Annotated in this window: 22 protein-coding genes, 2 pseudogenes and 1 riboswitch; of the genes and pseudogenes, 15 read left to right on the plus strand and 9 right to left on the minus strand. The window is 70.2% G+C overall.

Annotated features, from left to right (window positions below):
- Nucleotides 1-27: 27 nt before the first annotated feature.
- A complete protein-coding gene (locus ACIQM3_RS31795) occupies nt 28-513 on the minus strand; it encodes an ATP-binding protein (RefSeq protein WP_401630462.1) in 486 nt (161 codons plus the stop codon).
- 190 nt (nt 514-703) lie between these two features.
- Nucleotides 704-942: pseudogene (locus ACIQM3_RS31800) on the minus strand (VOC family protein); the annotation flags it as partial.
- On the opposite strand from ACIQM3_RS31800, the gene ACIQM3_RS31805 reads away from it, so the two are divergent.
- A complete protein-coding gene (locus tag ACIQM3_RS31805) occupies nt 926-1,057 on the plus strand; it encodes a hypothetical protein (RefSeq protein ID WP_401630642.1) in 132 nt (43 codons plus the stop codon). The pseudogene ACIQM3_RS31800 and the gene ACIQM3_RS31805 sit on opposite strands and share 17 nt — an antisense overlap.
- Before the next feature lie 10 nt (nt 1,058-1,067).
- Here ACIQM3_RS31805 and ACIQM3_RS31810 read toward each other — a convergent pair whose 3' ends face one another.
- Both ACIQM3_RS31810 and ACIQM3_RS31815 read right to left on the minus strand, forming a co-directional pair.
- The gene (locus tag ACIQM3_RS31810; protein WP_401630463.1) at nt 1,068-1,538 is read right to left on the minus strand and encodes a hypothetical protein; all 471 of its coding nucleotides are present in this window, start codon (nt 1,536-1,538) and stop codon (nt 1,068-1,070) included.
- Nucleotides 1,539-1,987: 449 nt separating this feature from the next.
- Nucleotides 1,988-2,989 carry a MarR family transcriptional regulator gene (locus tag ACIQM3_RS31815; protein ID WP_401630465.1) on the minus strand — a complete coding sequence of 334 codons (1,002 nt, stop codon included), beginning with the start codon at nt 2,987-2,989 and terminating at the stop codon, nt 1,988-1,990.
- A gap of 549 nt (nt 2,990-3,538) precedes the next feature.
- Here ACIQM3_RS31815 and ACIQM3_RS31820 point away from each other — a divergent pair.
- The 12 genes from ACIQM3_RS31820 to ACIQM3_RS31875 all read left to right on the plus strand — a co-directional run bounded on the left by ACIQM3_RS31820 (nt 3,539) and on the right by ACIQM3_RS31875 (nt 13,625).
- A complete protein-coding gene (locus tag ACIQM3_RS31820) occupies nt 3,539-4,408 on the plus strand; it encodes a helix-turn-helix domain-containing protein (RefSeq protein ID WP_401630467.1) in 870 nt (289 codons plus the stop codon).
- Between the two features lie 8 nt (nt 4,409-4,416).
- On the plus strand, nt 4,417-4,662 hold the full coding sequence (locus ACIQM3_RS31825; RefSeq protein WP_401630469.1) for a DUF397 domain-containing protein: 246 nt from the start codon (nt 4,417-4,419) through the stop codon (nt 4,660-4,662).
- Nucleotides 4,663-4,808: 146 nt separating this feature from the next.
- A riboswitch (FMN riboswitch) is annotated at nt 4,809-4,939 on the plus strand.
- A gap of 161 nt (nt 4,940-5,100) precedes the next feature.
- Nucleotides 5,101-6,201 (plus strand): bifunctional diaminohydroxyphosphoribosylaminopyrimidine deaminase/5-amino-6-(5-phosphoribosylamino)uracil reductase RibD, encoded by a 1,101-nt coding sequence (gene ribD, locus ACIQM3_RS31830; RefSeq protein ID WP_401630471.1) that lies wholly within the window; start codon nt 5,101-5,103, stop codon nt 6,199-6,201.
- Nucleotides 6,202-6,822 carry a riboflavin synthase gene (locus tag ACIQM3_RS31835; RefSeq protein ID WP_401630473.1) on the plus strand — a complete coding sequence of 207 codons (621 nt, stop codon included), beginning with the start codon at nt 6,202-6,204 and terminating at the stop codon, nt 6,820-6,822.
- Entirely contained in the window at nt 6,819-7,463 is a 645-nt protein-coding gene (locus tag ACIQM3_RS31840) for a nicotinamide riboside transporter PnuC (protein WP_401630475.1), read from the plus strand. Before ACIQM3_RS31835 ends, ACIQM3_RS31840 begins: the two co-directional genes overlap by 4 nt.
- Nucleotides 7,460-8,746, plus strand: a complete 1,287-nt coding sequence (locus ACIQM3_RS31845) for a bifunctional 3,4-dihydroxy-2-butanone-4-phosphate synthase/GTP cyclohydrolase II (protein WP_401630476.1) — start codon at nt 7,460-7,462, stop codon at nt 8,744-8,746. The genes ACIQM3_RS31840 and ACIQM3_RS31845 overlap by 4 nt, the downstream gene beginning before the upstream one ends.
- Nucleotides 8,747-8,771: 25 nt before the next feature.
- The gene (gene ribH, locus ACIQM3_RS31850) at nt 8,772-9,257 is read left to right on the plus strand and encodes a 6,7-dimethyl-8-ribityllumazine synthase (RefSeq protein WP_356712634.1); all 486 of its coding nucleotides are present in this window, start codon (nt 8,772-8,774) and stop codon (nt 9,255-9,257) included.
- A 35-nt stretch (nt 9,258-9,292) separates the two neighbouring features.
- Entirely contained in the window at nt 9,293-9,565 is a 273-nt protein-coding gene (locus ACIQM3_RS31855; RefSeq protein ID WP_031097852.1) for a phosphoribosyl-ATP diphosphatase, read from the plus strand.
- Between the two features lie 54 nt (nt 9,566-9,619).
- Nucleotides 9,620-10,468 (plus strand): ATP phosphoribosyltransferase, encoded by an 849-nt coding sequence (gene hisG / locus ACIQM3_RS31860; RefSeq protein WP_104790454.1) that lies wholly within the window; start codon nt 9,620-9,622, stop codon nt 10,466-10,468.
- A 40-nt stretch (nt 10,469-10,508) separates the two neighbouring features.
- Nucleotides 10,509-10,988 (plus strand): PH domain-containing protein, encoded by a 480-nt coding sequence (locus ACIQM3_RS31865; RefSeq protein WP_401630479.1) that lies wholly within the window; start codon nt 10,509-10,511, stop codon nt 10,986-10,988.
- A gap of 187 nt (nt 10,989-11,175) precedes the next feature.
- Complete coding sequence (locus ACIQM3_RS31870) at nt 11,176-12,543, plus strand: hemolysin family protein (protein WP_401630481.1); 1,368 nt, start codon at nt 11,176-11,178, stop codon at nt 12,541-12,543.
- A complete protein-coding gene (locus tag ACIQM3_RS31875; protein ID WP_401630483.1) occupies nt 12,540-13,625 on the plus strand; it encodes a hemolysin family protein in 1,086 nt (361 codons plus the stop codon). Before ACIQM3_RS31870 ends, ACIQM3_RS31875 begins: the two co-directional genes overlap by 4 nt.
- A gap of 49 nt (nt 13,626-13,674) precedes the next feature.
- On the opposite strand, the gene ACIQM3_RS31880 is transcribed toward ACIQM3_RS31875, so the two are convergent.
- Together ACIQM3_RS31880 and ACIQM3_RS31885 are read right to left on the minus strand one after the other, a co-directional pair.
- On the minus strand, nt 13,675-15,582 hold the full coding sequence (locus ACIQM3_RS31880) for an AAA family ATPase (RefSeq protein WP_401630485.1): 1,908 nt from the start codon (nt 15,580-15,582) through the stop codon (nt 13,675-13,677).
- A 373-nt stretch (nt 15,583-15,955) separates the two neighbouring features.
- Complete coding sequence (locus ACIQM3_RS31885; RefSeq protein ID WP_401630487.1) at nt 15,956-16,564, minus strand: uridine kinase; 609 nt, start codon at nt 16,562-16,564, stop codon at nt 15,956-15,958.
- A 186-nt stretch (nt 16,565-16,750) separates the two neighbouring features.
- On the opposite strand from ACIQM3_RS31885, the gene ACIQM3_RS31890 reads away from it, so the two are divergent.
- Together ACIQM3_RS31890 and ACIQM3_RS31895 are read left to right on the plus strand one after the other, a co-directional pair.
- Nucleotides 16,751-18,112 carry a peptidase C39 family protein gene (locus tag ACIQM3_RS31890; RefSeq protein ID WP_401630489.1) on the plus strand — a complete coding sequence of 454 codons (1,362 nt, stop codon included), beginning with the start codon at nt 16,751-16,753 and terminating at the stop codon, nt 18,110-18,112.
- Between the two features lie 98 nt (nt 18,113-18,210).
- A pseudogene (locus ACIQM3_RS31895) lies at nt 18,211-18,701 on the plus strand (SDR family oxidoreductase); the annotation flags it as partial.
- Between the two features lie 20 nt (nt 18,702-18,721).
- On the opposite strand, the gene ACIQM3_RS31900 reads toward ACIQM3_RS31895, so the two are convergent.
- The 3 genes from ACIQM3_RS31900 to ACIQM3_RS31910 are packed head-to-tail and all read right to left on the minus strand — an operon-like array spanning nt 18,722 to nt 21,158.
- Nucleotides 18,722-19,075 carry an STAS domain-containing protein gene (locus ACIQM3_RS31900; RefSeq protein WP_401630491.1) on the minus strand — a complete coding sequence of 118 codons (354 nt, stop codon included), beginning with the start codon at nt 19,073-19,075 and terminating at the stop codon, nt 18,722-18,724.
- Entirely contained in the window at nt 19,072-20,358 is a 1,287-nt protein-coding gene (locus tag ACIQM3_RS31905; protein WP_401630493.1) for a PP2C family protein-serine/threonine phosphatase, read from the minus strand. The genes ACIQM3_RS31900 and ACIQM3_RS31905 overlap by 4 nt, the downstream gene beginning before the upstream one ends.
- Nucleotides 20,355-21,158 (minus strand): alpha/beta fold hydrolase, encoded by an 804-nt coding sequence (locus ACIQM3_RS31910; RefSeq protein WP_401630495.1) that lies wholly within the window; start codon nt 21,156-21,158, stop codon nt 20,355-20,357. The genes ACIQM3_RS31905 and ACIQM3_RS31910 overlap by 4 nt, the downstream gene beginning before the upstream one ends.
- Nucleotides 21,159-21,646 lie beyond the last annotated feature (488 nt).

The raw sequence follows: 21,646 nt of genomic DNA on the forward strand, positions 1-21,646 counted from the left end.
GGATTTTCGAGTGCAACGTGACATCGCCTACTGGCTGGAATCCTGCTGCTTCGGGCACGGGGAGACTTCGAGGACCGCCCACACCGTCTTGCCCGGCCCGTCCGCGCAGGGGTACCAGCCCCAGCGGTCGGCCAGAGCGGCGACCAACAAGAGGCCGCGTCCGCCCTCCTGATCGGGCGAGGCCGGATCCGCGGGGGTGGGGAGGCATTCGCCCCGGGTGTCGGTGACCTCGACGCGGATTGCCGTGCCCTCGGCGGACAGGCGGAGCCGGAAGTCGCGGCCGGATACGTGACCGTGGCGTACGGCGTTGCTGCTGAGCTCGCCGACGGTCAACAGCAACGCATCGTGCGCGTCGCTCCCGTACGGGACACCCCAGGCGTCGAGGCGCTCGCCGGCCAGGCGCCGGGCGAGACGGGCACCGCGCGGGGTGGAGCTGAAACGCATCGTGAAGTCGTGCCAGGGAAAATGGGTGCGGGTGGTGCGTACGGGGAGGGGCGGTTGCCTGCTGGTCATGCCTCAACGCTGACGCACCGTGGCTGAACGTGACCAGGGGTGACGCGCTGTCGCGACCCGGATGTACGCGGTGTGCTCAGGCCCTGTACGCAGGAGGAGCAGGTCGGCGGCGACCCATCCGGGTGCCCCCGCCCCGCCCCTGCTCCCGGTTCTCAGCCCTTCGGCTGGGTGAAGCGGAGGTGGTTGCCGAAGCGCCCTTCGTCAGCAGTTCGCGGACCTGTTCGGCCGTTTCCTCGGACATCGCCGGAGGACCCGGCTTCTCCAGCAGGACCTGGCGGTCGGCTGCCCGGGGAGGTTTACCGTGAGCCAGCGCATGAAGCCCATGTCGACGTCGGCGTTGACCTCCATGCCGAGCTTGCCGACGTAGAAGTCGAGGGCCTGGTCCTGGTCGAGGACCTAGATCTGTGAGTGCGTGATCGCGTTGAACATGTGCATCACGCATCTGCACATGGACGACCTCGACGTTCCGTGGGACAAGACGGAGGGCTACGCCTTCCCCGGTATGCGCGATCCGGACCTCGCTGCCGAGCTGGGCGGCCTCTGAGCTCCGGGAGCTAAGGAGTCCTGTCCTGGCCGGACTTCCGGTACCCGCGCACTTCCGTCACTGCCTCCGCTGCCTCCCTGCGCACTTCGGGATGATCGTGGTGGCGGAATCGCTCGATGATTGGCAGCGCCGCGTGATCGTGAGTACCGCCGAGGATGATCAGGATGTAGGCGAGGAGGAGGGGTTCGAAGCCGTCAGACCCGGCAGCGAGTGGCTCCACCACCCCATAGGGGAGCTCGTAGCGCGTCGAGGTGGTACAGATCGCGTTCAGCGCTGACTCCTGCACCGCGTGGTCCTCGGCCGAGAGCGCAACGATGACGAGGCGATCCACGGCGCGCTCGGCGTCGTCCTGCGTCAGGCGGCCAGTCTCCAGGAGGTCGCCGATAGCATCGAGGCCGAGGTGTCGGCTGCGCGCGTCGGTGCCTTCCAGCTCCTCCCAGGCCGCTTCGATCAATGGGGTCAGGCTCTGGTCTGCGTCCACGGGGGAGAGGATAGGCGGCAGCGCAGGGGCGAGCGGCGGCCCGCCGGTGCGGGTCTGGTCCTCTACGGCCGGTGTCACCCCAAAACTCACCCTCACGGCGTTCGTCGTTCTACAGGGACCGAGAGGCGACTACGTGTCACCACAGGGGGTGTATGAGCACGACAGCCGGATAGCGCTGTCCGCGTGACTGATCAACGCAGCTTCGCCCGTACCGTCATCGCGCTCTCCCTGGCCATGACCGCTTGCTGTGCGCTTACTTCCACCATCATGCTGCTGACCGGGAGCCCCGCCGTGCAGCCGCAGCGCGTGCTGGATCAGGACGCGCTGGCGCGGGCTGTGCTCAGGATCCCGAGGGCAACAAGTTCGACGTCGTTTGAGGGGCGTTGCGACGGTGTCGCTCACCGCCACTCGTTCCCAGCCACCCTCGCAGTGGACGGACATGCCTCTGGTCAGGGCAGACGTGTCAGGTCGCGTAGCTGTCCGACCAGTGCGTGAACGTCGCGTTCGGCAGGCGCAGTGGAGGGCGTCTCCGGCGGTGTAGTGCGGCACGGGCGGCAGAGGCCGTCGGGGAGTGCTTCGGGCGAGCCGGGGCGGCCGCATTCGGTGCACTCCGCGAGGAGACGGCGCTTCGGGGCGGCGGTCGTGGCGGGGGCCGGGCTGCTGGTCACCTGCGGCGGCAACTTGTCGGTGAGGCGGCGGCGTACGAGGCCGACGGGGGAGCCGACCTGCGCGGGGAGGCCTGCGGTGAGGGCCTGGGTGAGGTAGTCGGCGTCCACGCCGCGTGCGAACCAGTCGGCGGCCAGGGGCTCCAGGGCGCGGCAGTCGGCTGCCGAGAGTGCCAGGCGCGTGTCCCGGCGGCCGAGTTGGGCCAGGGCGAGGTACGCGGGGGAGGCTGTGACCGGTGGACTCACCGGTGTGCGCTGCTTGGGCAATGCGGGCGTGGCGGGAGGAGGCGCGGAGGGTACGGGCGCGGTGGCAGGTGGTGCGGTCGCTCGCGGGGCCGTGTCGGTGAGCGGGGGAGTGGGTGTCGCTTCCGGCGCGGAGCGGCTGCCCTCGCTGGTCAGGAAGGCGTCCCACCACTCGTTGTCCCGGGCGGTACGCGACCAGTAGGTGCGGGAGACCCAGCGGACCTGGTCGCCCTCCCCGGCCAGGCAACGTACGCGCCGTAGATGTCCGGCCACTCCGAGGGCCTTCAGCGCGCTGGAGACGGCCATCTGGCCGTACAGCGGGAGGCTCTTGGCCAGTGACTTGATGTCCATGGCCGCGCCGTCGGGGAGCCGGTCGACGTATCCGGCGATGTGCCGCTCGCGTTCCGGCATCAGGGCGAAGTCGTCGACCCGGGAGGCGCGTTGACCTGTTGCGGTTCGCTTGCCGTAACCGGGGCGGGCTTTCGCGTACGGGCGCGAGGATGCGGGTGCGCGAAGGGCAGGGCTAAGGTGCTCGGTAGCCACGAGATCGCCTACTTCGATCTTGGGGTGAGACCCCGGCCTGGTGTTTGCGCACCGCGCCGGGGTCGATTCGTTGGGGGCACCGTAAGCAGGCGTGACGGTGCGCCGCAAGCTGATCACAGTTAGTCATATCGGCTGGCCGTGACGGGGTGGGGAGGGTGGGGAGGTTTCCCCAAAACCCTTCTTCTACCAACCGGTTGAACAACATCGCTCGGGTCTCGAAGCTCGCATCCCGACCCCCGAATCCTGAAGCTCAAGCGTCGGGCCCGGCGCTCTGGTGGCGTCATTCCAACGAGTGAACAAACCCCTTCCGGCGCTCGAAGCTCGGCTCTTGGGTGCCGAGCGTCGGGCCACTCCTTCGATGGAACGCGGCGGGAACGGTGTGCGTGCAAGAGGGCGGGTCGTTACGGTGCCCGAGTGGGACGAGCCGGGGCGGGCGCTGCCTCCCGGGGCCGGTGCCGTCGGTGCGACGGGACCTTGAAGAGCCGTCCCTCGCGAGCTGGTTGTACGCGATGGGCCGAGGCGTGTACGTACGTGGGACAGGCGGTGGCGATGACGCAGGACGAGGCGGCGGCCATGGACGCGGGGGCGGGGGTCTCGCCGGGGACGCATCCGGAGGGCAAGTCGGAGAACGGCGTGGCGGTCGCGTTCGGGCGGCAGCTGAAGCTGTTGCGGCTGCGGGCGGGGCTGGATCGGGCGGAGTTCGGCAAGCAGGTGGGGTACGCGGCGCAGTCCATCGCGTCATTCGAGCAGGGGCGGCGCATTCCGCAGCCCGAGTTCGTCGACAAGGCGGACAGGCTGCTGGACGCCGGGGGACTGCTGATGGCGTTGAAGGAGGAGCTTGCGCGGTCGCAGTACCCGGCGTTCTTCCGGGATATGGCGCGCTTGGAGGCCGAGGCCGTCACGCTTCATGTCTATGCGACGCTGGCCGTGCCAGGCCTGCTGCAGACGGAAGCGTACGCACGCGCTGTCTTCGCGATGCGACGCCCGCTCCTTGATGAGGAGACGATTGAGCAGCGTGTTTCTGCACGTATGGCACGCCAGGCGATCTTCGCTCGCAAGCCCATGCCAACTCTGAGCTTCGTCATCGAGGAGTCGGTGTTGCATCGGCCTGTCGGAGGACGATCTGTGTTGCGGGGACAACTGGAACAGATCATCCTCCACGGACATCTGCGCAACGTGGAGGTTCAGTTGATGCCAACTGAGCGGACGGAGCACTGCGGCCTCGCCGGCCCGTTCACCTTGATCGAGAAACACGACGGGCGGAGGATGGCTTACGTTGAGGTTCAGCGAGACAGCCGTCTGCACACCGACTGGGCGGTGGTACGGGATGTCGAGGAGCAGTACGGGATCATCCGAGCTCAGGCTCTGACACCACGTGAATCGCTGGACGCCGTCGAGGGACTCCTGGGAGAAGGATGATGAGCCGGATGAGTGCGTCGAGCCTGCCCGAACCGGCTTGGTTCAAGAGCAGCTACAGCAGTGGCGAGGGCGGCGAGTGCGTTGAGGTCGGCTGGCGTAAGAGCAGCTACAGCACAGGCGACGGTGGCGAGTGCGTGGAGTTTGCCGCCGAAGCCACTCGCGTGCACATCCGCGACTCCAAGCAGGTCGGCGGCCCTGTGCTGAGCGTCGGGCCAGATGTGTGGGCGGGGTTCATCAGGCTCGCCGCCAGCTGAGCAACGTGCGTGGCAGGGCCCCGCGACGGCTCAGGCATGCCCCCGACCACTATCCGCACGGCCGCATCCACGCTCTGTGAGCCGTCCCACAGAAGTCACCCATATGGACCGCTCCCCGACGTGGCACAATGACCGTGTACCAGCAGCAGCGCACTCCGGGGTCGGTGTAATTCCGAACCGGCGGTTATAGTCCGCGACCCGTCCGCATCCAGCGGCCGGTTGACCAGGTGAGATTCCTGGACCGACGGTGAAAGTCCGGATGGGAGGCAGTGCGCGGCGGGCCGTCACAGGTACGCCGCCGTCGGCGGATGTGTTCCGGGAGGTTCCGGGACGCCCACATCCGTGTCTTCGGTTTTCGGCGTTCCCCTGTTGCGTTCCGCTTCATCTGTCGTCATCGACAGGCCCCGGAGTCCGTGCCCGAAGAGGCAGGAGGACCCGGTGGCCACCGCAGCCGAAAGAACCGCCATGCGGCGGGCGATCACGCTCGCAGCCCGCGGACTCGGCGCCACCAGCCCGAATCCGGTCGTCGGATGCGTCATCCTCGACGCCGCCGGAGAACAGGCCGGCGAAGGCTTCCACCAGCGCGCCGGAGGGCCGCACGCTGAGGTCCACGCCCTGCGCGAGGCCGGTGAGCGGGCCCGGGGCGGCACCGCCCTGGTCACCCTCGAACCCTGTAACCACACCGGACGCACCGGGCCCTGCGCCCAGGCGCTCGTCGAGGCCGGCGTCAGCCGTGTCGTGTACGCGGTGAGCGACCCGAACCCGCAGGCCACCGGCGGCGCCGACACCCTGCGCGCCGCAGGCGTCCAGGTGGAGCAGGGACTCCTCGTCGACGAGGCCGAGGCCGGCAACACCGCCTGGCTCACCTCGGTCCGCCTCGGCCGCCCGTACGTCCTCTGGAAGTACGCGGCGACCCTCGACGGCCGGATCGCCGCCGCCGACGCCACCAGCCGCTGGATCACCTCCCCCGAGGCCCGCGCCGACGTCCACCGGCTCCGCGCCGAGGCCGACGCCGTGGTGGTCGGCTCCGGAACCGCCCGGGCCGACGACCCGCAGCTGGGCGTACGCGGCATCGAGGGCGCCGTCCAGCCGCTCCGGGTGGTCGTCGACACCGGCGCCACCGCCGTCCGGCCCGGAGCGAGGGTCCTCGACGAGTCCGCGCCCACCCTGATCGCGGTCGCCGACGACGCCGAGGCCGGCCACCTCCCCGAGGACGCCGTGCTGCGCCTGCCGCGCGCCGCCACCGGGCCCGGCCTGGACATCGACGCGCTGCTCGCCGCCCTCCACGGCCGCGGCATCCGTTCCGTACTCCTCGAAGGCGGGCCGGTCCTGGCCGGCTCCTTCGTCGCCGCGGGGGCGGTCGACACCGTCGTCGGCTACCTCGCTCCGGTGCTCCTCGGCGCGGGCCCCGCAGCCCTCGCGGACGCCGGAATCTCCACCATCTCCCAGGCGTTGCGCCTCGATGTGACCGAGACCGTCCGTATCGGGCCCGATCTGCGCATCACCGCCGTCCCCGTTCCTGCTCGGAAGGGAAACTGAGTGTTCACCGGAATTGTCGAAGAACTGGGTGAGGTCACCGCCGTCGAGAAGCTCGACGACGCCTCCCGCTTCCGACTGCGCGGCCCCGTCGTGACCGAGGGCGCCAAACACGGCGACTCCATCGCCGTCAACGGCGTCTGCCTCACCGTCGTGGACCTCGGGGAGAACGAGTTCACCGCCGACGTCATGGCCGAGACGCTGAACCGCTCCAGCCTCGGCGCGCTCGCCGCCGGCTCCCGGGTCAACCTGGAGCGCCCCATGGCCCTCGGCGGCCGCCTCGGCGGCCACATCGTCCAGGGGCACGTGGACGGCACCGGGCACATCGTCGAGCGACGGGTTTCCGAGAACTGGGAGCTCGTCAAGATCTCCCTGCCCGACGGACTGGCCCGCTACGTGGTGGAGAAGGGCTCGATCACCGTCGACGGCGTGAGCCTGACCGTCGTCGATGCGGCCCCTGACCACTTCACCATCAGCCTCATCCCCACCACCCTCGCGCTGACCACGCTCGGCATCAAGGAGCCCGGCGACCCGGTCAACCTCGAGGTGGACGTCCTCGCGAAGTACGTCGAACGGCTGCTCGGCCACGGTGCCGCGCCCGAGTCCGGGGAGCCGGTCGCATGAGCGCCCTGGACTGGCTGAACTCGGAGGCGTTCACCGCCTTCGGGCAGCACATCATCTGGTCGGACATGCTCGGCAACACGATCGGCCTGATAGCCCTGGCCCTCGGCTGGCTCCGCTCGGTCTGGACCTGGCCGGCCCAGCTCCTGTCCGGCGTCGTCCTGGTCGCCGCCAACGTCTCCGTGCAGCAGGCGGGCAGCGTCGGCAAGCAGCTGATCGTCATCGCCGTCGCCGTGTGGGGCTGGCAGCAGTGGACCCGCGGCCGGCAGCAGGCGCAGGACGGATCCATCGCCGTGCGCTTCGCCACCTGGCGCGAGCGCGCGTACCTGCTGGGCGGAGCCGTCGTCGGCACCCTCGCGGTCGGCGGCCTCTTCACCGCCTTCCCCTCGCTCTCCTGGAGCCCGTGGGCCGACGCGTACATCTTCGCGGGCACCCTCGTCGCGATGCTGGCCCAGGCCCGCGGCATGGTCGAGTTCTGGTTCGCCTGGCTGCTCGTCGACCTCGTCGGCGTACCGCTGAACTTCCACAGCGGACTCGCCTTCTCCGGTCTCATCTACGTCGTCTACGGCGCCCTCGTCCTGTGGGGCATGCGCGACTGGTGGCTGCGTACGCGGTCACCCGCTCTGGAAGGAGCCACGGCATGACTGCCCAGCCCACCTGGTTGCACGACCGCACCCTCGATGACCTCTCGCTCGACCCCGTCGAACAGGCGATCCGCGACATCGCCGCCGGACGGCCCGTCGTGGTCGTCGACGACGAGGACCGGGAGAACGAGGGCGACCTCGTCATCGCCGCCGAGAAGGCGACCCCCGAGATCATCGCGTTCATGATGAGCGAGTGCCGCGGTCTGATCTGCGCGCCCATGGAGAGCGACGAGCTCGACCGCCTCGAACTCCCGCAGATGGTCACGCACAACACCGAGTCGATGCAGACGGCCTTCACCGTCTCCGTGGACGCCTCCGCGGCCCATGGCGTGACGACCGGGATCTCCGCTGCCGACCGCGCCACCACGCTCCGGATGCTGGCGGGCGGCAGGGCGGGCCCCGGTGACTTCGTGCGCCCCGGCCACGTCTTCCCGCTCCGTGCCCGCTCCGGCGGAGTCCTCGTCCGTAACGGCCACACCGAGGCGGCCGTCGACCTGGCCAGGCTCGCGGGGCTGCGCCCCGCGGGCGCCATCGTCGAGATCGCGGGCGAGGACGGCGTCATGCTGAGGCTCCCCGAACTCGTCCCGTTCGCCCGCAAGCACGGCCTCACGATCATCTCCATCGAGGACCTGATCACCTACCGCCGCAGCGCCGAGCCCACCGTGCGCCGGGAGGCCGAGGTCCGGCTGCCCACGACCTTCGGCCCGTTCACCGCGTACGGCTACCGCTCCATCGTCGACGGCGTCGAGCACGTCGCGCTCGTCCACGGCGACATCGGTGACGGCGAGGACGTCCTCGTCCGGGTCCACTCCGAATGCCTGACCGGGGACATCTTCCAGTCCCAGCGCTGCGACTGCGGTCCCCAGCTGCACACCTCCATGGAACGCGTCACCGCCGAGGGCCGCGGGGTCGTCGTCTACCTCCGCGGGCACGAGGGCCGCGGCATCGGACTGCTGTCCAAGCTGCGTGCGTACGAACTCCAGGAGCGCGGTTCCGACACCCTGGACGCCAATCTCGAACTCGGGCTGCCCGCCGACGCCCGGGACTACGCCGCCGGCGCCCAGATCCTGAGCGACCTCGGTGTGCGGACCCTGCGGCTGATGACGAACAACCCGGACAAGACCGCCGCCCTCGTACGGCACGGGCTCAAGATCACCGGACGTGAACCGATGCCCGTCCAGGCCGGTGAGCACAACCTGCGGTACCTGCGCACCAAGCGGGACCGGATGGGGCACGACCTGCCCTGGCTCGACGCCGCGGCGTCGGCCTGCGGCAACCAGTAAGCACCGACGAACACACAGGAGAGACATGAGCGGCAAGGGCGCACCCGAACTGTCCGTACGCAACTGCGGAGACCTGCGGGTGGCGGTGATCGCCGCCCAGTGGCACGAGAAGGTCATGGACGGGCTCGTCGACGGGGCCCTGCGCGCCCTGCGCGACCTCGGCATCGACGAGCCGACGCTGCTCCGGGTCCCCGGCAGCTTCGAGCTCCCGGTGGTGGCCAAGGTCCTCGCCGGCCGGGGCTACGACGCGATCGTCGCCCTCGGGGTGATCATCCGCGGTGGCACTCCCCACTTCGAATACGTGTCCCAGGGCGTGACCAACGGCCTCACCCAGGTCACGGTCGACACCGGCGTACCCGTCGGATTCGGCGTGCTCACCTGTGACGACGAGGAACAGGCCCTGGACCGGGCCGGACTCGAGGGCTCCAACGAGGACAAGGGGCACGAAGCGGTCACGGCCGCCGTGGCCACCGCCGCCACACTGCGCACCGTCAGCGAACCCTGGCGCTGAGCAGCGCTCCCGGACCCCGTATTCTTAGGACCATCATGGCCAACAAAACCTTCGAAGAGCTCTTCGCCGAGCTGCAGCTCAAGGCCGCCGACGGCGACCCCTCCACCTCCCGCACCGCCGAGCTGGTGGACAAGGGTGTGCATGCCATCGGCAAGAAGGTCGTCGAGGAGGCCGCCGAGGTCTGGATGGCCGCCGAATACGAGGGCAAGGAAGCCGCCGCCGAGGAGATCTCGCAGCTGCTCTACCACGTCCAGGTGATGATGGTCGCCCGCGGGATCTCCCTCGACGACGTCTACGCCCACCTCTGAGCCACGCCCCGCACGTCCCCCGAACATCCCTCCGCACAAAGGAAACCCGACTTCATGCTGCGCATCGCCGTCCCCAACAAGGGTTCACTCTCCGGGCCTGCGATGGCGATGCTCCATGAGGCCGGCTACCAGCAGCGCAAGGAGTCGAAGGAACTCGTCCTGGTCGACCCGACCAACGAGGTCGAGTTCTTCTACCTGCGGCCGCGCGACATCGCGATCTACGTCAGCTCCGGCCGCCTCGACATCGGCATCACCGGTCGCGACCTGCTGCTGGACTCCGGGGCCGAGGCCGAGGAGATCCTCCAGCTCGGCTTCGCGCGCTCGACCTTCCGCTACGCCACCAAGCCCGGCACGGCCACCGGCCCCAAGGACTTCGGCGGCATGACGATCGCCACGTCCTACGAGGGCATCGTCGCGGCGCACCTCGCCGACGCCGGCGTGGAGGCCTCCGTCGTGCACCTCGACGGCGCGGTCGAGACCGCCATCGAACTCGGTGTCGCCCAGGTCATCGCCGATGTCGTCGAGACCGGCACCAGCCTGCGCAACGCCGGACTCGAGGTCATCGGCGAGCCCATCATGACGTCGGAAGCGGTCGTCATCCGCCGCAAGGGCGCCGACGCCGAGGACCCCAAGGTGCAGCAGTTCCTGCGCCGCCTCCAGGGCGTCCTGGTCGCCCGCACCTACGTGATGATGGACTACGACTGCCGGGTCGAGCACCTGGAGCGCGCCGTCGCCCTCACCCCGGGCCTGGAGTCGCCGACCATCTCCCCGCTGCACCACGAGGGCTGGGTCGCCGTCCGCTCCATGGTCGCCTCCAAGGAGGCTCAGCGGATCATGGACGACCTCTACGAGCTGGGCGCCCGCGCCATCCTCACGACGGCCATCCACGCCTGCCGCCTCTGACGGCCGGACCACCAGCACACCGAAGGACGACAGCGCCGCCATGTCCGCCCCCGCGCCCCGGCCGACCGAACTCCCCGCTCTTCCGGCCACCTTCAGGCCCACCCTCACCCGAGTGGTCCTGCTGGCCGTGGGGGCGGCGATGTTCGTCGTCATCACCGCGGTCGCGCTGATACTGGAGAACCTCAGCGCGGGGGAGCGGACCAGCTTCGTCTTCGTCGCCCTGCTCTTCTTCGGTGTCCTCGCCATGCTGAGCAGGCCCCGCGTCACCGCCGACGAGACGGGGATCACGGTGGTCAACATCACCCGCACCCGCCGACTGGCCTGGGCCGAGATCCTCCGCGTCAATCTGCGCGCCGGAGACCCGTGGGTCTTCCTCGACCTCAGCGACGGCACCAGCTTGCCCGCCCTCGGCATCCAGCCCGGAATCGCCCGGGAACGGGCCATCAGCGACGCCCGGACACTCCGCGCTCTCGCCGAATTCCACGGCAGCGGAGTGAACGACGCCACGGAGAACGGCTGAGCCCCCTGCCCCGTACGTCCCGATCCCGATTATTCTGGATCCGGCGGCGCACCGGGTGCGCCCCGCCCCGCACCACAAGGCCCCCGAGGCCGCGGGGCACATTCCTGCGACCCAAGGAGTGACTCCCTCCAGCAATGGACGGATCGTCCGGTAGTACCTGCGCCGCCCCCTCCCCGGAGGCGGCGGCATGACCACCCCCCTGTTGCTGCTCCTCGCGGCATTCCTTCTCATCCTCGCCAACGGGTTCTTCGTGGCAGCCGAATTCGGGCTCGTCACGGTGGAACGGCCGGACGCCGAACGCGCCGCCGCCGAAGGCGACCGCCGGGCCCGTACCGTCGTCGCCGCCCTGCGTGAACTCTCCTTCCAGCTCTCCGGCACCCAGCTCGGCATCACCATCACCTCGCTGGTCGTCGGCATGCTCGCCGAACCGGCGCTCGCCCAGCTGCTGGCCGGACCACTCACCGCCACCGGACTGCCCGAAGGGGCCGTACCAGGGGTGAGCGTTGTGATCGGCATGCTGTTCGCCTCCGCCGTCCAGATGGTGATCGGCGAGCTCGTGCCCAAGAACTGGGCGGTCTCCCGGCCGCTCCAGGTCGCCCGGTTCGTCGCCGGGCCCCAGCACCGCTTCTCCACGGTCCTGCGCCCGGTGATCACCGCGCTGAACACCGTCGCGAACCGGCTGGTCAGGCTGCTGGGGGTCGAACCCACCGACGAGCTCGCCTCTGCCAGGACCCCGGGCGAACTCGTCTCGCTGGCCCGGCACTCCGCCGAGGCCGGCACCCTGGAGCAGGACACCGCCGATCTCTTCGTGCGGACCCTGTCCCTCGCCGGGCTCACCACGCAGCACGTCATGACCCCGCGCGTGAAGGTCAGCGCGCTCCAGACGTCGGCCACCGCGGCGGACGTCCTCAACCTCACCCGGGCCACCGGCCTGTCCCGCTTCCCCGTCTACCAGGACCGCATCGACGAGGTCGTCGGCATGGTCCACCTCAAGAACGCCCTGGCCGTCCCCTCCCAGGACCGGCTGCGCACCCCGGTGAGCCGGATCGCCGTGGCACCGCTCCTGGTGCCGGAGACCCTGCCCGTCGAACAGCTGCTCCAGCGGCTCCGCAGCGAGCAGCCGATCGCCGTCGTGGTCGACGAGTACGGCGGCACCGCCGGTGTCGTCACCCTTGAGGACATCATCGAGGAACTCGTCGGAGAGGTCAGGGACGAGCACGACGCGGAGGGCGCCGACCGTCCCGAGCTGACACCCGTCGTCGCCGACGACGGCCGGGCCGGCTGGGACGTGGAGGGCAGCACCCGGGTGCTGACCCTGCGGCGGATAGGCCTCGACGTACCCGAAGGGCCGTACGAGACCGTGGCGGGGCTGGTCGCCGACCTGCTGGGACGCATCCCCGCCCCCGGTGACCGGGCCGAACTCCCCGGCTGGCGTATCTCCGTCCGCCAGGTCGGCCACTACCGCGCCGAGCAGGTCCGCTTCGTCCGGCTTACGGACATACCGCAGGCTCCGGCCGGGCCGCTCACCCAGGACCTGCTGGAGGCCGTGCGATGAGCCTCGTACAGTTGGTCTTCGCCGGGCTCCTGGTGCTGGCGAACGGATTCTTCGTCGGCGCCGAGTTCGCACTCGTCTCCGTACGGCGCAGCCAGGTCGAACCCCTCGCGGCAGGCGGGTCGAGCCGGGCCAGACAGGTCCTCCACGGCCTGGAGAACCTGCCGCAGATGATGGCCGCCGCGCAGTTCGGCATCACCATCTGCTCCCTCACGCTCGGCGCCGTCGCGGAGCCGACCGTGGCCCACCTCCTGGAGCCGGTCTTCCACGCGGCACACGTGCCCGAAGGGCTCGTCCATCCGCTCGGCTTCGCGGTGGCCCTCGTCTCCGTGGTCTTCCTCCACCTCGTCATCGGCGAGATGGTCCCGAAGAACCTGGCGATGGCCGCACCCGAGAAGACCGCGATGTGGCTCAGCCCCGGCCTGGTCGGCTTCGCCCGGGTCTGCAGGCCCGTCACCTCCGCGCTCGGAGCCTGCGCCAACCTCGTCCTGCGGCTCTTCAAGGTCGAGCCGAAGGACGAGGTCGAGGCCGTCTTCACCAGTGAGCAGCTCAACCGTCTGGTGGAGGACGCCGGCATGGCCGGTCTGCTGGAACCGGAGGCGCGGGACCGCCTCGGGGACGCCCTCGAACTGGGCAGCAGGCCCGTCACCGAAGTGCTGCTCGACCGGGCCTCCCTGGTGACGGTCGACCCCTCCGTCACCCCGCGCCGCATAGAGGAGCTCACCGTACGGACCGGCTACTCGCGCTTTCCGGTCTGCGCCGAGGGCGGCGGCCCGTTCATGGGCTATCTGCACGTCAAGGACGTCCTGGACCTGGAGGACGGCGAGAGGGCCGTGCCCCAGCAGATCTGGCGCCCGATGGCGACCGTACGGGCGGAGCTCCCGCTGGACGACGCCCTGACGGTCATGCGCCGCGCGGCCACGCATCTCGCCCAGGTCGCCGACGCGTCCGGCAGGGTGCTCGGCCTGGTCGCCATGGAGGACGTCCTGGAGATGCTCGTGGGCGAGGTCCGCGACCCGGCCCACCACGTCTCCGTACCCCGCCGCACGGTGGAGGTGCCGAAGGTTATGGCGCCGCTGGGCTGACCCCCGTCGCCGGACGGCCCCTCGCCGGGGCCGTCCGGCGGACGGCGCCCTACAGGCTGCCGGGCTCCTGCTTCCCCCGGTCCGCCGGGCCCCGGCCCGACAGCACCTCGCCGTACGCCTGCATCAGGTCCGGCAGCCGCAGCGTGGACAGATCGTCCCGGGTCGGCACGGCGGTGTAACCGGACAGCCGCAGATCACGGTAGGCGCAGCTCTTCTCGTACAGGGTGCGGAGGAAGCGGCCGTTGCCCAGCTCGTCGATCCAGCCCTGGTCGACCACGTGCCCGCTGATGCTGCGCAGCTCGTCGAGGGACTCCTCGTCCCACACATCGCCGTTCTCGGCGGCCAGCACCCCGCCGATCGCGGTGAGTTCGAGGGGGCGGTAGCTCGGGAAGTCGACCCGGGTGGTGAACCGTGAGGAGAGCCCCGGGTTGGTGGAGAGCAGCCGGTCCATGCCCTCCGGATAGCCGGCGAGGATCACGACCAGGTGGTCCCTGTTGTCCTCGGCCCGCTTGAGGAGGACCTGCAGGGCCTCGTCGCCGTACGCGTCGCCCTTGCTGTATCCGGAGTTGGAGAGGCTGTAGGCCTCGTCCACGAAGAGCACCCCGCCGAGCGCCGAGTCGATCAGCTCGTTGGCCTTCACCGCTGTCTGCCCGAGGAACTCGCCGACCAGATCGGACCGTTGGGCCTCCACCAGATGGTCGCCGCCGAGGAGACCGAGGGCGTAGAACACCCGGCCCAGGATGCGGGCGACCGTGGTCTTGCCCGTCCCGGACGGCCCGGAGAAGACGAAGTGGCGCTTGGGCGGCTGCACCGGAAGTCCCTGCTCCGCACGGAGACGTGCCATGTTCAGCTGCGCGGACAGGGCCTTGACCTGGCGTTTCACAGGTTCGAGGCCGACCATGCGCTCGAGCTCCGCCAAGGCCTCCGCGAGCATCACCGGGTCGCTCGGCCCCGCGGGGAAGGAGGCGGCCCGCGGCGCTCCGGGCTTCTGCCGTGCCCCGGCGGTGCCGGAAGCGGGCGGTGGCACCACGGCCCCGGGCAGGACCTGCGGGTCACCGCCGAGCCATGGCTCACGGCCGTCCACCAGGTCGGTGCCGAGCGCCAGGTCGCCGTCCACCCGGCCCTCCACGCCCGTGCCGTCCGAACCGAAGCCGGCCAGTGAGACCGCCGCGAGATCGGCGGCCTCGTCGTAGCCGTCCCCCTCGGAGATCGCGGCGAGCCTGGCCGAGGTGTCCATGAAGGCCGGGTCCACGCGGTGTACAGCTCGGTACAGCGGCAGGGCCGCCGCGCTGCGGCCGGTGCCCTCGTGGGCGCGGGCCAGCCAGTAGCGCAGCTCCTTGCGCTGCGGCTGCTCGCTGCGGCAGCGCATCAGCGCGGCGGACAGCAGAGGCTCCGCCTGCCCGTACATCTCCAGGCGCACCCTCGCCATGCCGCCGAAGAGACCCGCCTCGATACCGAGCAGCGGATCGTCGATGAGCTGCTCCGTGGTGCGTACGAGCTGGTCCCAGTCCTTGACCAGGTAGGAGCGGCAGGCGTGCAGGAAGCGGACCTGGGAGTCGGCGTCGACCGGCGGCAGCCCCGCCAACGCCCGGTCCAGCTCCGGAACATGGCGGCCGTCCAGCCAGTGCGAGGCGTGCGCGAGGAGCAGATCGCGCGGGCTCTCCAGCACGGGCTGGACCCACCACCCCAGCCAGTACCACGAGTTGAGCGTGCGGCGATGACGGGTGCGCTGCTCGCCGAAGCGGTCGCGGTGGCGGTACATGCGTAACAGCGCCGTGGTGGTGTCGATCCGCAGCGCGTGCAGGCCCAGCCAGCCGTCCGCCATGCCGGGGTCGAGACGCACCGCCGCTCTGAACTCCTCCTCGGCCTGCGGGTACGCGCCCATGGTGTAGGCGTCCACCCCACGCAGCCAGGCAAGGTCGGCCGGGGCCTGCGTGCCCGGCGTGCCGATGTCCATCAGGTCCCCCACAAACCGTGCCCCCAGAATGTCCCGCCCGCACAGCATGCCCAGCCAGGCGCCCCTAATCACCGTGCCGGGGACGGGAATTGACCACACCCGAGAGGCATCGTACCTGTACGGGGAGTGAGCGGTTAAGTGCGTAACCGGCGCTTCGTCGGCAGTGACCGAGGGTGAGGGAATGGCCCGGTCCGGCGAGGTGTGAGGGCAGAACGAAGCCCCCGGTCACGGGGGAACAACCGGGGGCTTCGCGTCTGTGGGGGCTTCGAAAAGCCGCACATTGAGAACGTAAGACCTGTACGGTCCCTCGGTCAAGCCGAGTTGGGGCGGCTTCGGGGCTTTTTCCTACTGACCGGTATGGCGGCCCTCACGTTTAACTGTCCGTGACGATTTGACTCGTCACCGCTGTCGGATGAGGGCCATCCAGCCACGTGTATCCCGTGGGCATCCGCCGTATCACCGCATCGGCGAAGGGATATGAGGGATCGTCGGCGAAATGGCGGTGCTCCGCGACGGTCCAGCCGTCCCAGAAGTCCGAGAGCCCGGGGCCGTCGCGCAGTCGTCCCTGCTCCCAGGACGCCTCACTCTCCCCCTCGATCCACAAAAGCCCCGCGAGAAACGGCCGCACCGCGGCGCGCCCGGCCCCCACCCCCTCGATCAGGATCACGGGGGCGGGGTCCAGCGTCCTCGGCGGTCCGAAGCGCCGCGCCGTCCAGTCGTACGGGGCATACCGTGCGGGTTCTCCCCGCGAGAGCGGAGCGAGGACCTGCGCCCGCAGCCTGTCCGTCCAGGCGAAGAGCTCCTCGTGCGTGGCCAGGTCGTCCAGGCGCAGTACGGGGGTGTCGCCGAGCGCCGCGGCCAGGCGGTCGGCGAAGGTGCTCTTGCCGGACCCCGCGTGCCCGTCGACGGCGATCAGCCGCACGGGCCCGCAGGACGGGGGCAGGAAGCGCAGCCGGCGCGCGTGGTCCGCCAGGTCGTTCATGTCCCCACCCTACGAGAGCCTGCGGCGCCTCTCGCGGCCCTGCCCAGGTCACGCCAGTGGACCAGACCAATATTGCTGACGCGGCACGGGGCGAATCACTGGCCGGATCCGTCCTCGACCCGCAATAGTTGGCGCACCGATCGGCACCCGCAGCCCCAATCCGCTCAACGACCGGGGGTCTCGCCCATGACCAGACCGACTTCACGCAGGACCGTGCTCACCGCCGCGCTCGCGGCAGCGGCAGGGGCAGGCACCGTGGCCTCCGCCGGCCCCGCGAGCGCCGCCCCCTCCCGCACCTCCTCATCACCGGCGGCAGCCTCGCTCGTGGACAACCGTTTCTGGACGACGTACACCGACTGGCGCTGCGGCACGTCCGCCGGGACCCGCGCAGTCGCCGGACGCCGGCCGGGCCTGGAGATCTCGGCCCCCGCCGGGAGCACCGACTACACCGACCCTCACACCGGCAGGACCAGCACCTGGGAGTACGCGACCTGGACCTCTCCGGTCCACCGCTCGGCCGTCCCCGCCACCGAGGTGATCGCCTCCTGGAACGCCCACACCCCGCAGGGCACCTGGATCCAGGTCGAGCTGCGTGGCAGCTACTCGGACGGGACGGACACGCCCTGGTACGTGATGGGCCGCTGGGCAGCGGGCGACACGGACATCCGCCGCACCTCCGTGGACGACCAGACCGACGGCAGGAGCTCCGTCTGGACCGACACCTTCTCCGTGGACGACGCGGCGAGCGGTCTGCGGCTGTCCTCCTACCGCCTGCGGCTCACCCTCCACCGCACCCCCGGCACCGGCCTCACGCCCACGGTCCACCGGGTCGGCGCCATGGCCTCGGACATCCCCGACCGCTTCACCGTCCCCGCCACGGAACCCGGCACCGCCCGGGAACTGGAGGTGCCCCGCTACTCGCAGAACGTCCATGTGGGGGAGTACCCGGAGTACGACAACGGGGGCGAGGCCTGGTGCAGTCCCACCTCCTCGCAGATGATCATCGAGTACTGGGGCCGCACCCCCACCCCCGAGGACCTGGCCTGGGTCAAGCCCGGCATCCCCGACCCACAGGTGTGCCACGCGGCGCGCTACACCTTCGACTACCAGTACGACGGATGTGGCAACTGGCCCTTCAACGCCGCCTACGCCGCGACGTACAAGGACATGAACGCCGTGGTCACCCGGCTGGGCTCACTGTCCGACGTGGAGAAGCTGATCGCCGCGGGCATCCCGGTCATAACGTCCCAGTCGTTCCTCAAGGGTGAGCTGACAGGGGCGGGCTACGGGACATCGGGCCACCTGATGACCGTCATCGGTTTCACGCCCGACGGCGACGTGATCGCCAACGACCCCGCGTCCCCGTCCAACGACGCGGTGCGCCGTGTCTACCGGCGGCGCGAGTGGGAGAACATCTGGCTCCGCACGAAGCGCTACGACGCGAACGGCGCGGTCAGGAGCGGCACGGGAGGGGTCTGCTACGTGTACTGGCCGGCTGTCCCCACGGCAGGGCAGCGCCGTGCCCTCCGGGCGCTGCGCCTGATGTGACCGTGTGAGGCCCGCGCGGCGACCTCGACGAGATGGCGGCAGCGCTCCTGGCCGTCCTGGGCGAGGTCGCCGTGCCGGTCCACGGTGCCCTTGATCGGGTGCGCGCGGTGGCCTACGAGGCGGACGTCTCGCAGGAGACCCAGGTGGCCGCGATGGTGGACCGGACGGTCCAGTCTTTCGGGACCGTGGACATCCTGGTCGCCAACGCCGGCATGCAGCGTGATGCCAAGTTCACCGAGATGACTCTCGCCCAGTGGCAGAAGGTCCTCGACGTCAACCTCACGGGCCAGTTTCTGTGCGCACGGGAGGCGGTCAAGGAGTTTCGTCGGCGCGGAGTGGTCCCTGAGGTGTCCCGGGCGGCCGGGAAGATCATCTGTATGAGCTCGGTGCACCAGCTCATGCCTCGGAGACGCCGGCGGCCCGGGAGGAACTTCTGCGTCTGATCCCCTACGACCGGATCGGTGACCCCGAGGACATCGCCCACGCCGTTGTCCTGCTGGCGTCCGACCTCATGGACTACGTGGTGGGGACGACCCTCTACGTCGACGGCGGGATGACGCTCTTCCCCGGGTTCGCGACCGGCGGCTGACCTCATTCCCGGGGGCAGGATCAGCGTGCGGCGGAGCTGCGGGCGGTGGCCGTCGAGACGTCCGGGTGGATGGCGAAGACGCGGTCCAGGCCGACGATGCCGAGGATGCGCGCGGTGTTGGCGGGGACCGCGGCCAAGGCGATGTCGCCGCCCTGTTCGCCGGCCAGGTTCCGGGCCGTCAGCAGAGCGCTGATCCCGCTGGAGTCGCAGAATTCGAGGTCGGCCAGATCCAGGACCAGCAGTTGTCCCGCGGCCAGGGTGAGACCGTCCAAGGCCTGGCGCAGTTCGGGCGCCGTCTCATGGTCGAGGTCGCCGGCGATCTGGAGTACGGGGCCGCTGGCGGCATCTCGGGTGGTGACTTTCAGTGGGCTCATGTCAGATTTTCGGTCGCGGTGGCGGGAAGCGGGGAGGGCACGCCGAGGGCGAGCAGCGCGGTGTCGTCGTCGAGCCCGTCGCCGAACCCGGCGAGCAGCCCCGTCAGGGCGGTGATCAGTGCCTGCGGCCCGGCGGGAGGCCGGCCGGTGGTGAAGGCGCGCAGGGCGTCCTCGCCGTACAGCTCGCGGCCGGGTCCCGTACGGGCCTCGGTCAGGCCGTCGGTGTAGAGGAGCAGGGTGTCGCCGGGCAGCAGCCGGGCGCGGACGGCGGTGAACTGTGCCTGAGGCAGGACGCCGATGAGCATTCCACCCGGGGTGGGCAGGTAGTCGGCGGTGCCGTCCGCGCGCTGGATCAGTGCCGAGGGGTGTCCGCCGGAGGCCAGGTGCACGCTGACATGCCCGTCGCCGGGTTCCAGGACACCGAATATGGCGGTGCAGTAGCGGGTGTCGCCGCTGGCGTACCGCTCGTGCAGCACCGTGTTCAACGTGGTCAGCACGGTGACCGGGTCGGCGTCGTGCAGGGCGGCGGCGCGCAGGGTGTAGCGCGTCAGGGAGGTGACGGCGGCGGCCTGGGGGCCCTTGCCGCACACGTCGCCGAGGAAGAACGCCCACCGGCCGGTGCCCAGGGGGAACAGGTCGTAGAAGTCTCCGCCCAGCAGATCCGGGGAGGCGGTGTGGTAGTAGGAGGCGGCCTCCAGCCCTGGGACTGTGGGCAGCTCGGCGGGCAGCAGGCTCTGTTGCAGGACGGCGAGCGCCTCCTGGAGCCGCTCACGGTCGGCCTCGGCCTGTCGACGTGCTTCCTCGGCCGCCCGACGGCTGCGCAGCAGCTCGGTCTCGTAGGCGCGGCGGTCCCGGGCGTCGAAGACCGTGGTGCGGATCAGTAGCGGCTCGCCGTCCCTGCTGGTCTTCACCTTCGAGGTGACCAGCACCGGGATCCGTTGACCGGCGGCGGCCTTGATGTCCAGGGCGATGCCACTGACCTCGCCCTTCATCTGCAACAGCGGCGCGAAGTGCGTCTCGTGGTAGAGCTTGCCGCCCACGGTCAGCAGATCGGCGAACCGCATGCGCCCCACCACTCGGGACTGATCCAGGCCCAGCCAGTCCAGCAACGTCGTGTTGATCTTCGCGATGGTGCCGTCCATCAGCGTCGACAGATATCCGCACGGCGCCTGCTCGTACAGCTCCTCGGCACTGTCCTCCAGCAGCGAGGTGAACACCGCGTCCGTGGCGTCCACGTCCTGTCCCTCGCCCGGCTCCGGTGCCTGGTCGGTACGGCACATCATCGAAGGGATCCGAGGAAGTCGGTGATCGCCCCGGTGGTGGCCTGCGGTGCACTCAGCTGCGGGCAGTGCCCTGTCGCCTCGAGGGTGACCAGCCGGCTGCCGGGGATCGCGTCCCTGACGTAGGCCCCGACCTCGCGGGGGGCGATCACGTCCTGCCTGCACTCCAGGATCAGCGTCGGCACCGTGATCGTCCTGAGGTCCTCGCGGCTGTCGGAGAGAAACGTCGTGCGGGCGAAGACCCGGGCCATGTCCGGGTCGGTCGCGCAGAACGAGGTGGTCAGCTCCTGGCCGAGTTCCGGCCGGTCCGCGTTGCCCATGATGACCGGGGCCATCGCCGCCGACCAGCCCAGATAGTTCGACTCCAACGACTCCAGCAGCTCGTCGATGTCCTCGGAGCTGAACCCGCCCCGGTAGCCGTCGTCATCGATGTAGCGGGGCGAGGGTGCGACCATGACCAGACGGGAGATGCGCTGCGGCGCCTTCGCCGCCGCGAGCACTCCGACCATCGCGCTGACCGAGTGCCCCACGAACGTCACGTCCCGCAGGTCCAGTTCCTCACAGACCTCCAGCACATCCTGCGCGTAGCCCTCCAGCGAGCTGTAGCGCCGCTCATCCCATGCCGAAGGGTCCGCCCGGCCCGAGCCCACGTAGTCGAAGAGCACCACGCTGTAACGCTCGGCCAGGGCGGGGACCAGCAGACGCCACATGTTCTGATCACAGCCGAACCCGTGCGCCAGCAGAAGCACCGGCCCGTCCGCACGGCCGGTGACGGTGACGTTGTTCCTGCGACGGATATCCATACCCGCCAGCTTCCCACCCTCCTCCCCACGCGAAGCAGGGGGCTGGCACTCCGTGGATCTCCTGGCGCCTGCGAAGGCGTCCAGTGGCGCGGCCGCGTCGGTGATCGTGGCAGTTGGATGAGCGGTGACGTCTTGAGTCTCTCTGCGTGCGCAGGCCACGGTCGGGGCAGCGCGGTGCGCTGCCGTGCGACCTACGGGGTATGGGAGAGCTGTCGACACCCGCTCCTTCCCCCTGAATCCTGTGCGGCATCGGACAGGAGGAGATCTGTGATGGCGCCGGTGAGTTCGGTGACGGGCTGGAGGGCGGCTCTGGGGAAGTCGCCGGCGAGCCCGGTGGACGGCGGCGAGGTGGTCGGTAGCAGGCGGCCCCCAGTCGAAGAGATCTGCTGCCTGTTCGGGGGCCGCCAGGATGCGGGTGTAGGTGTGTCCTGTGGCCGGATGAGGCCGTGGAGGGGCGACGTCGGTGAGTGCTGGGGCGTAGCGCACGT

The organism is Streptomyces sp. NPDC091271, assembly GCF_044757505.1.
Lineage (GTDB): Bacteria > Actinomycetota > Actinomycetes > Streptomycetales > Streptomycetaceae > Streptomyces.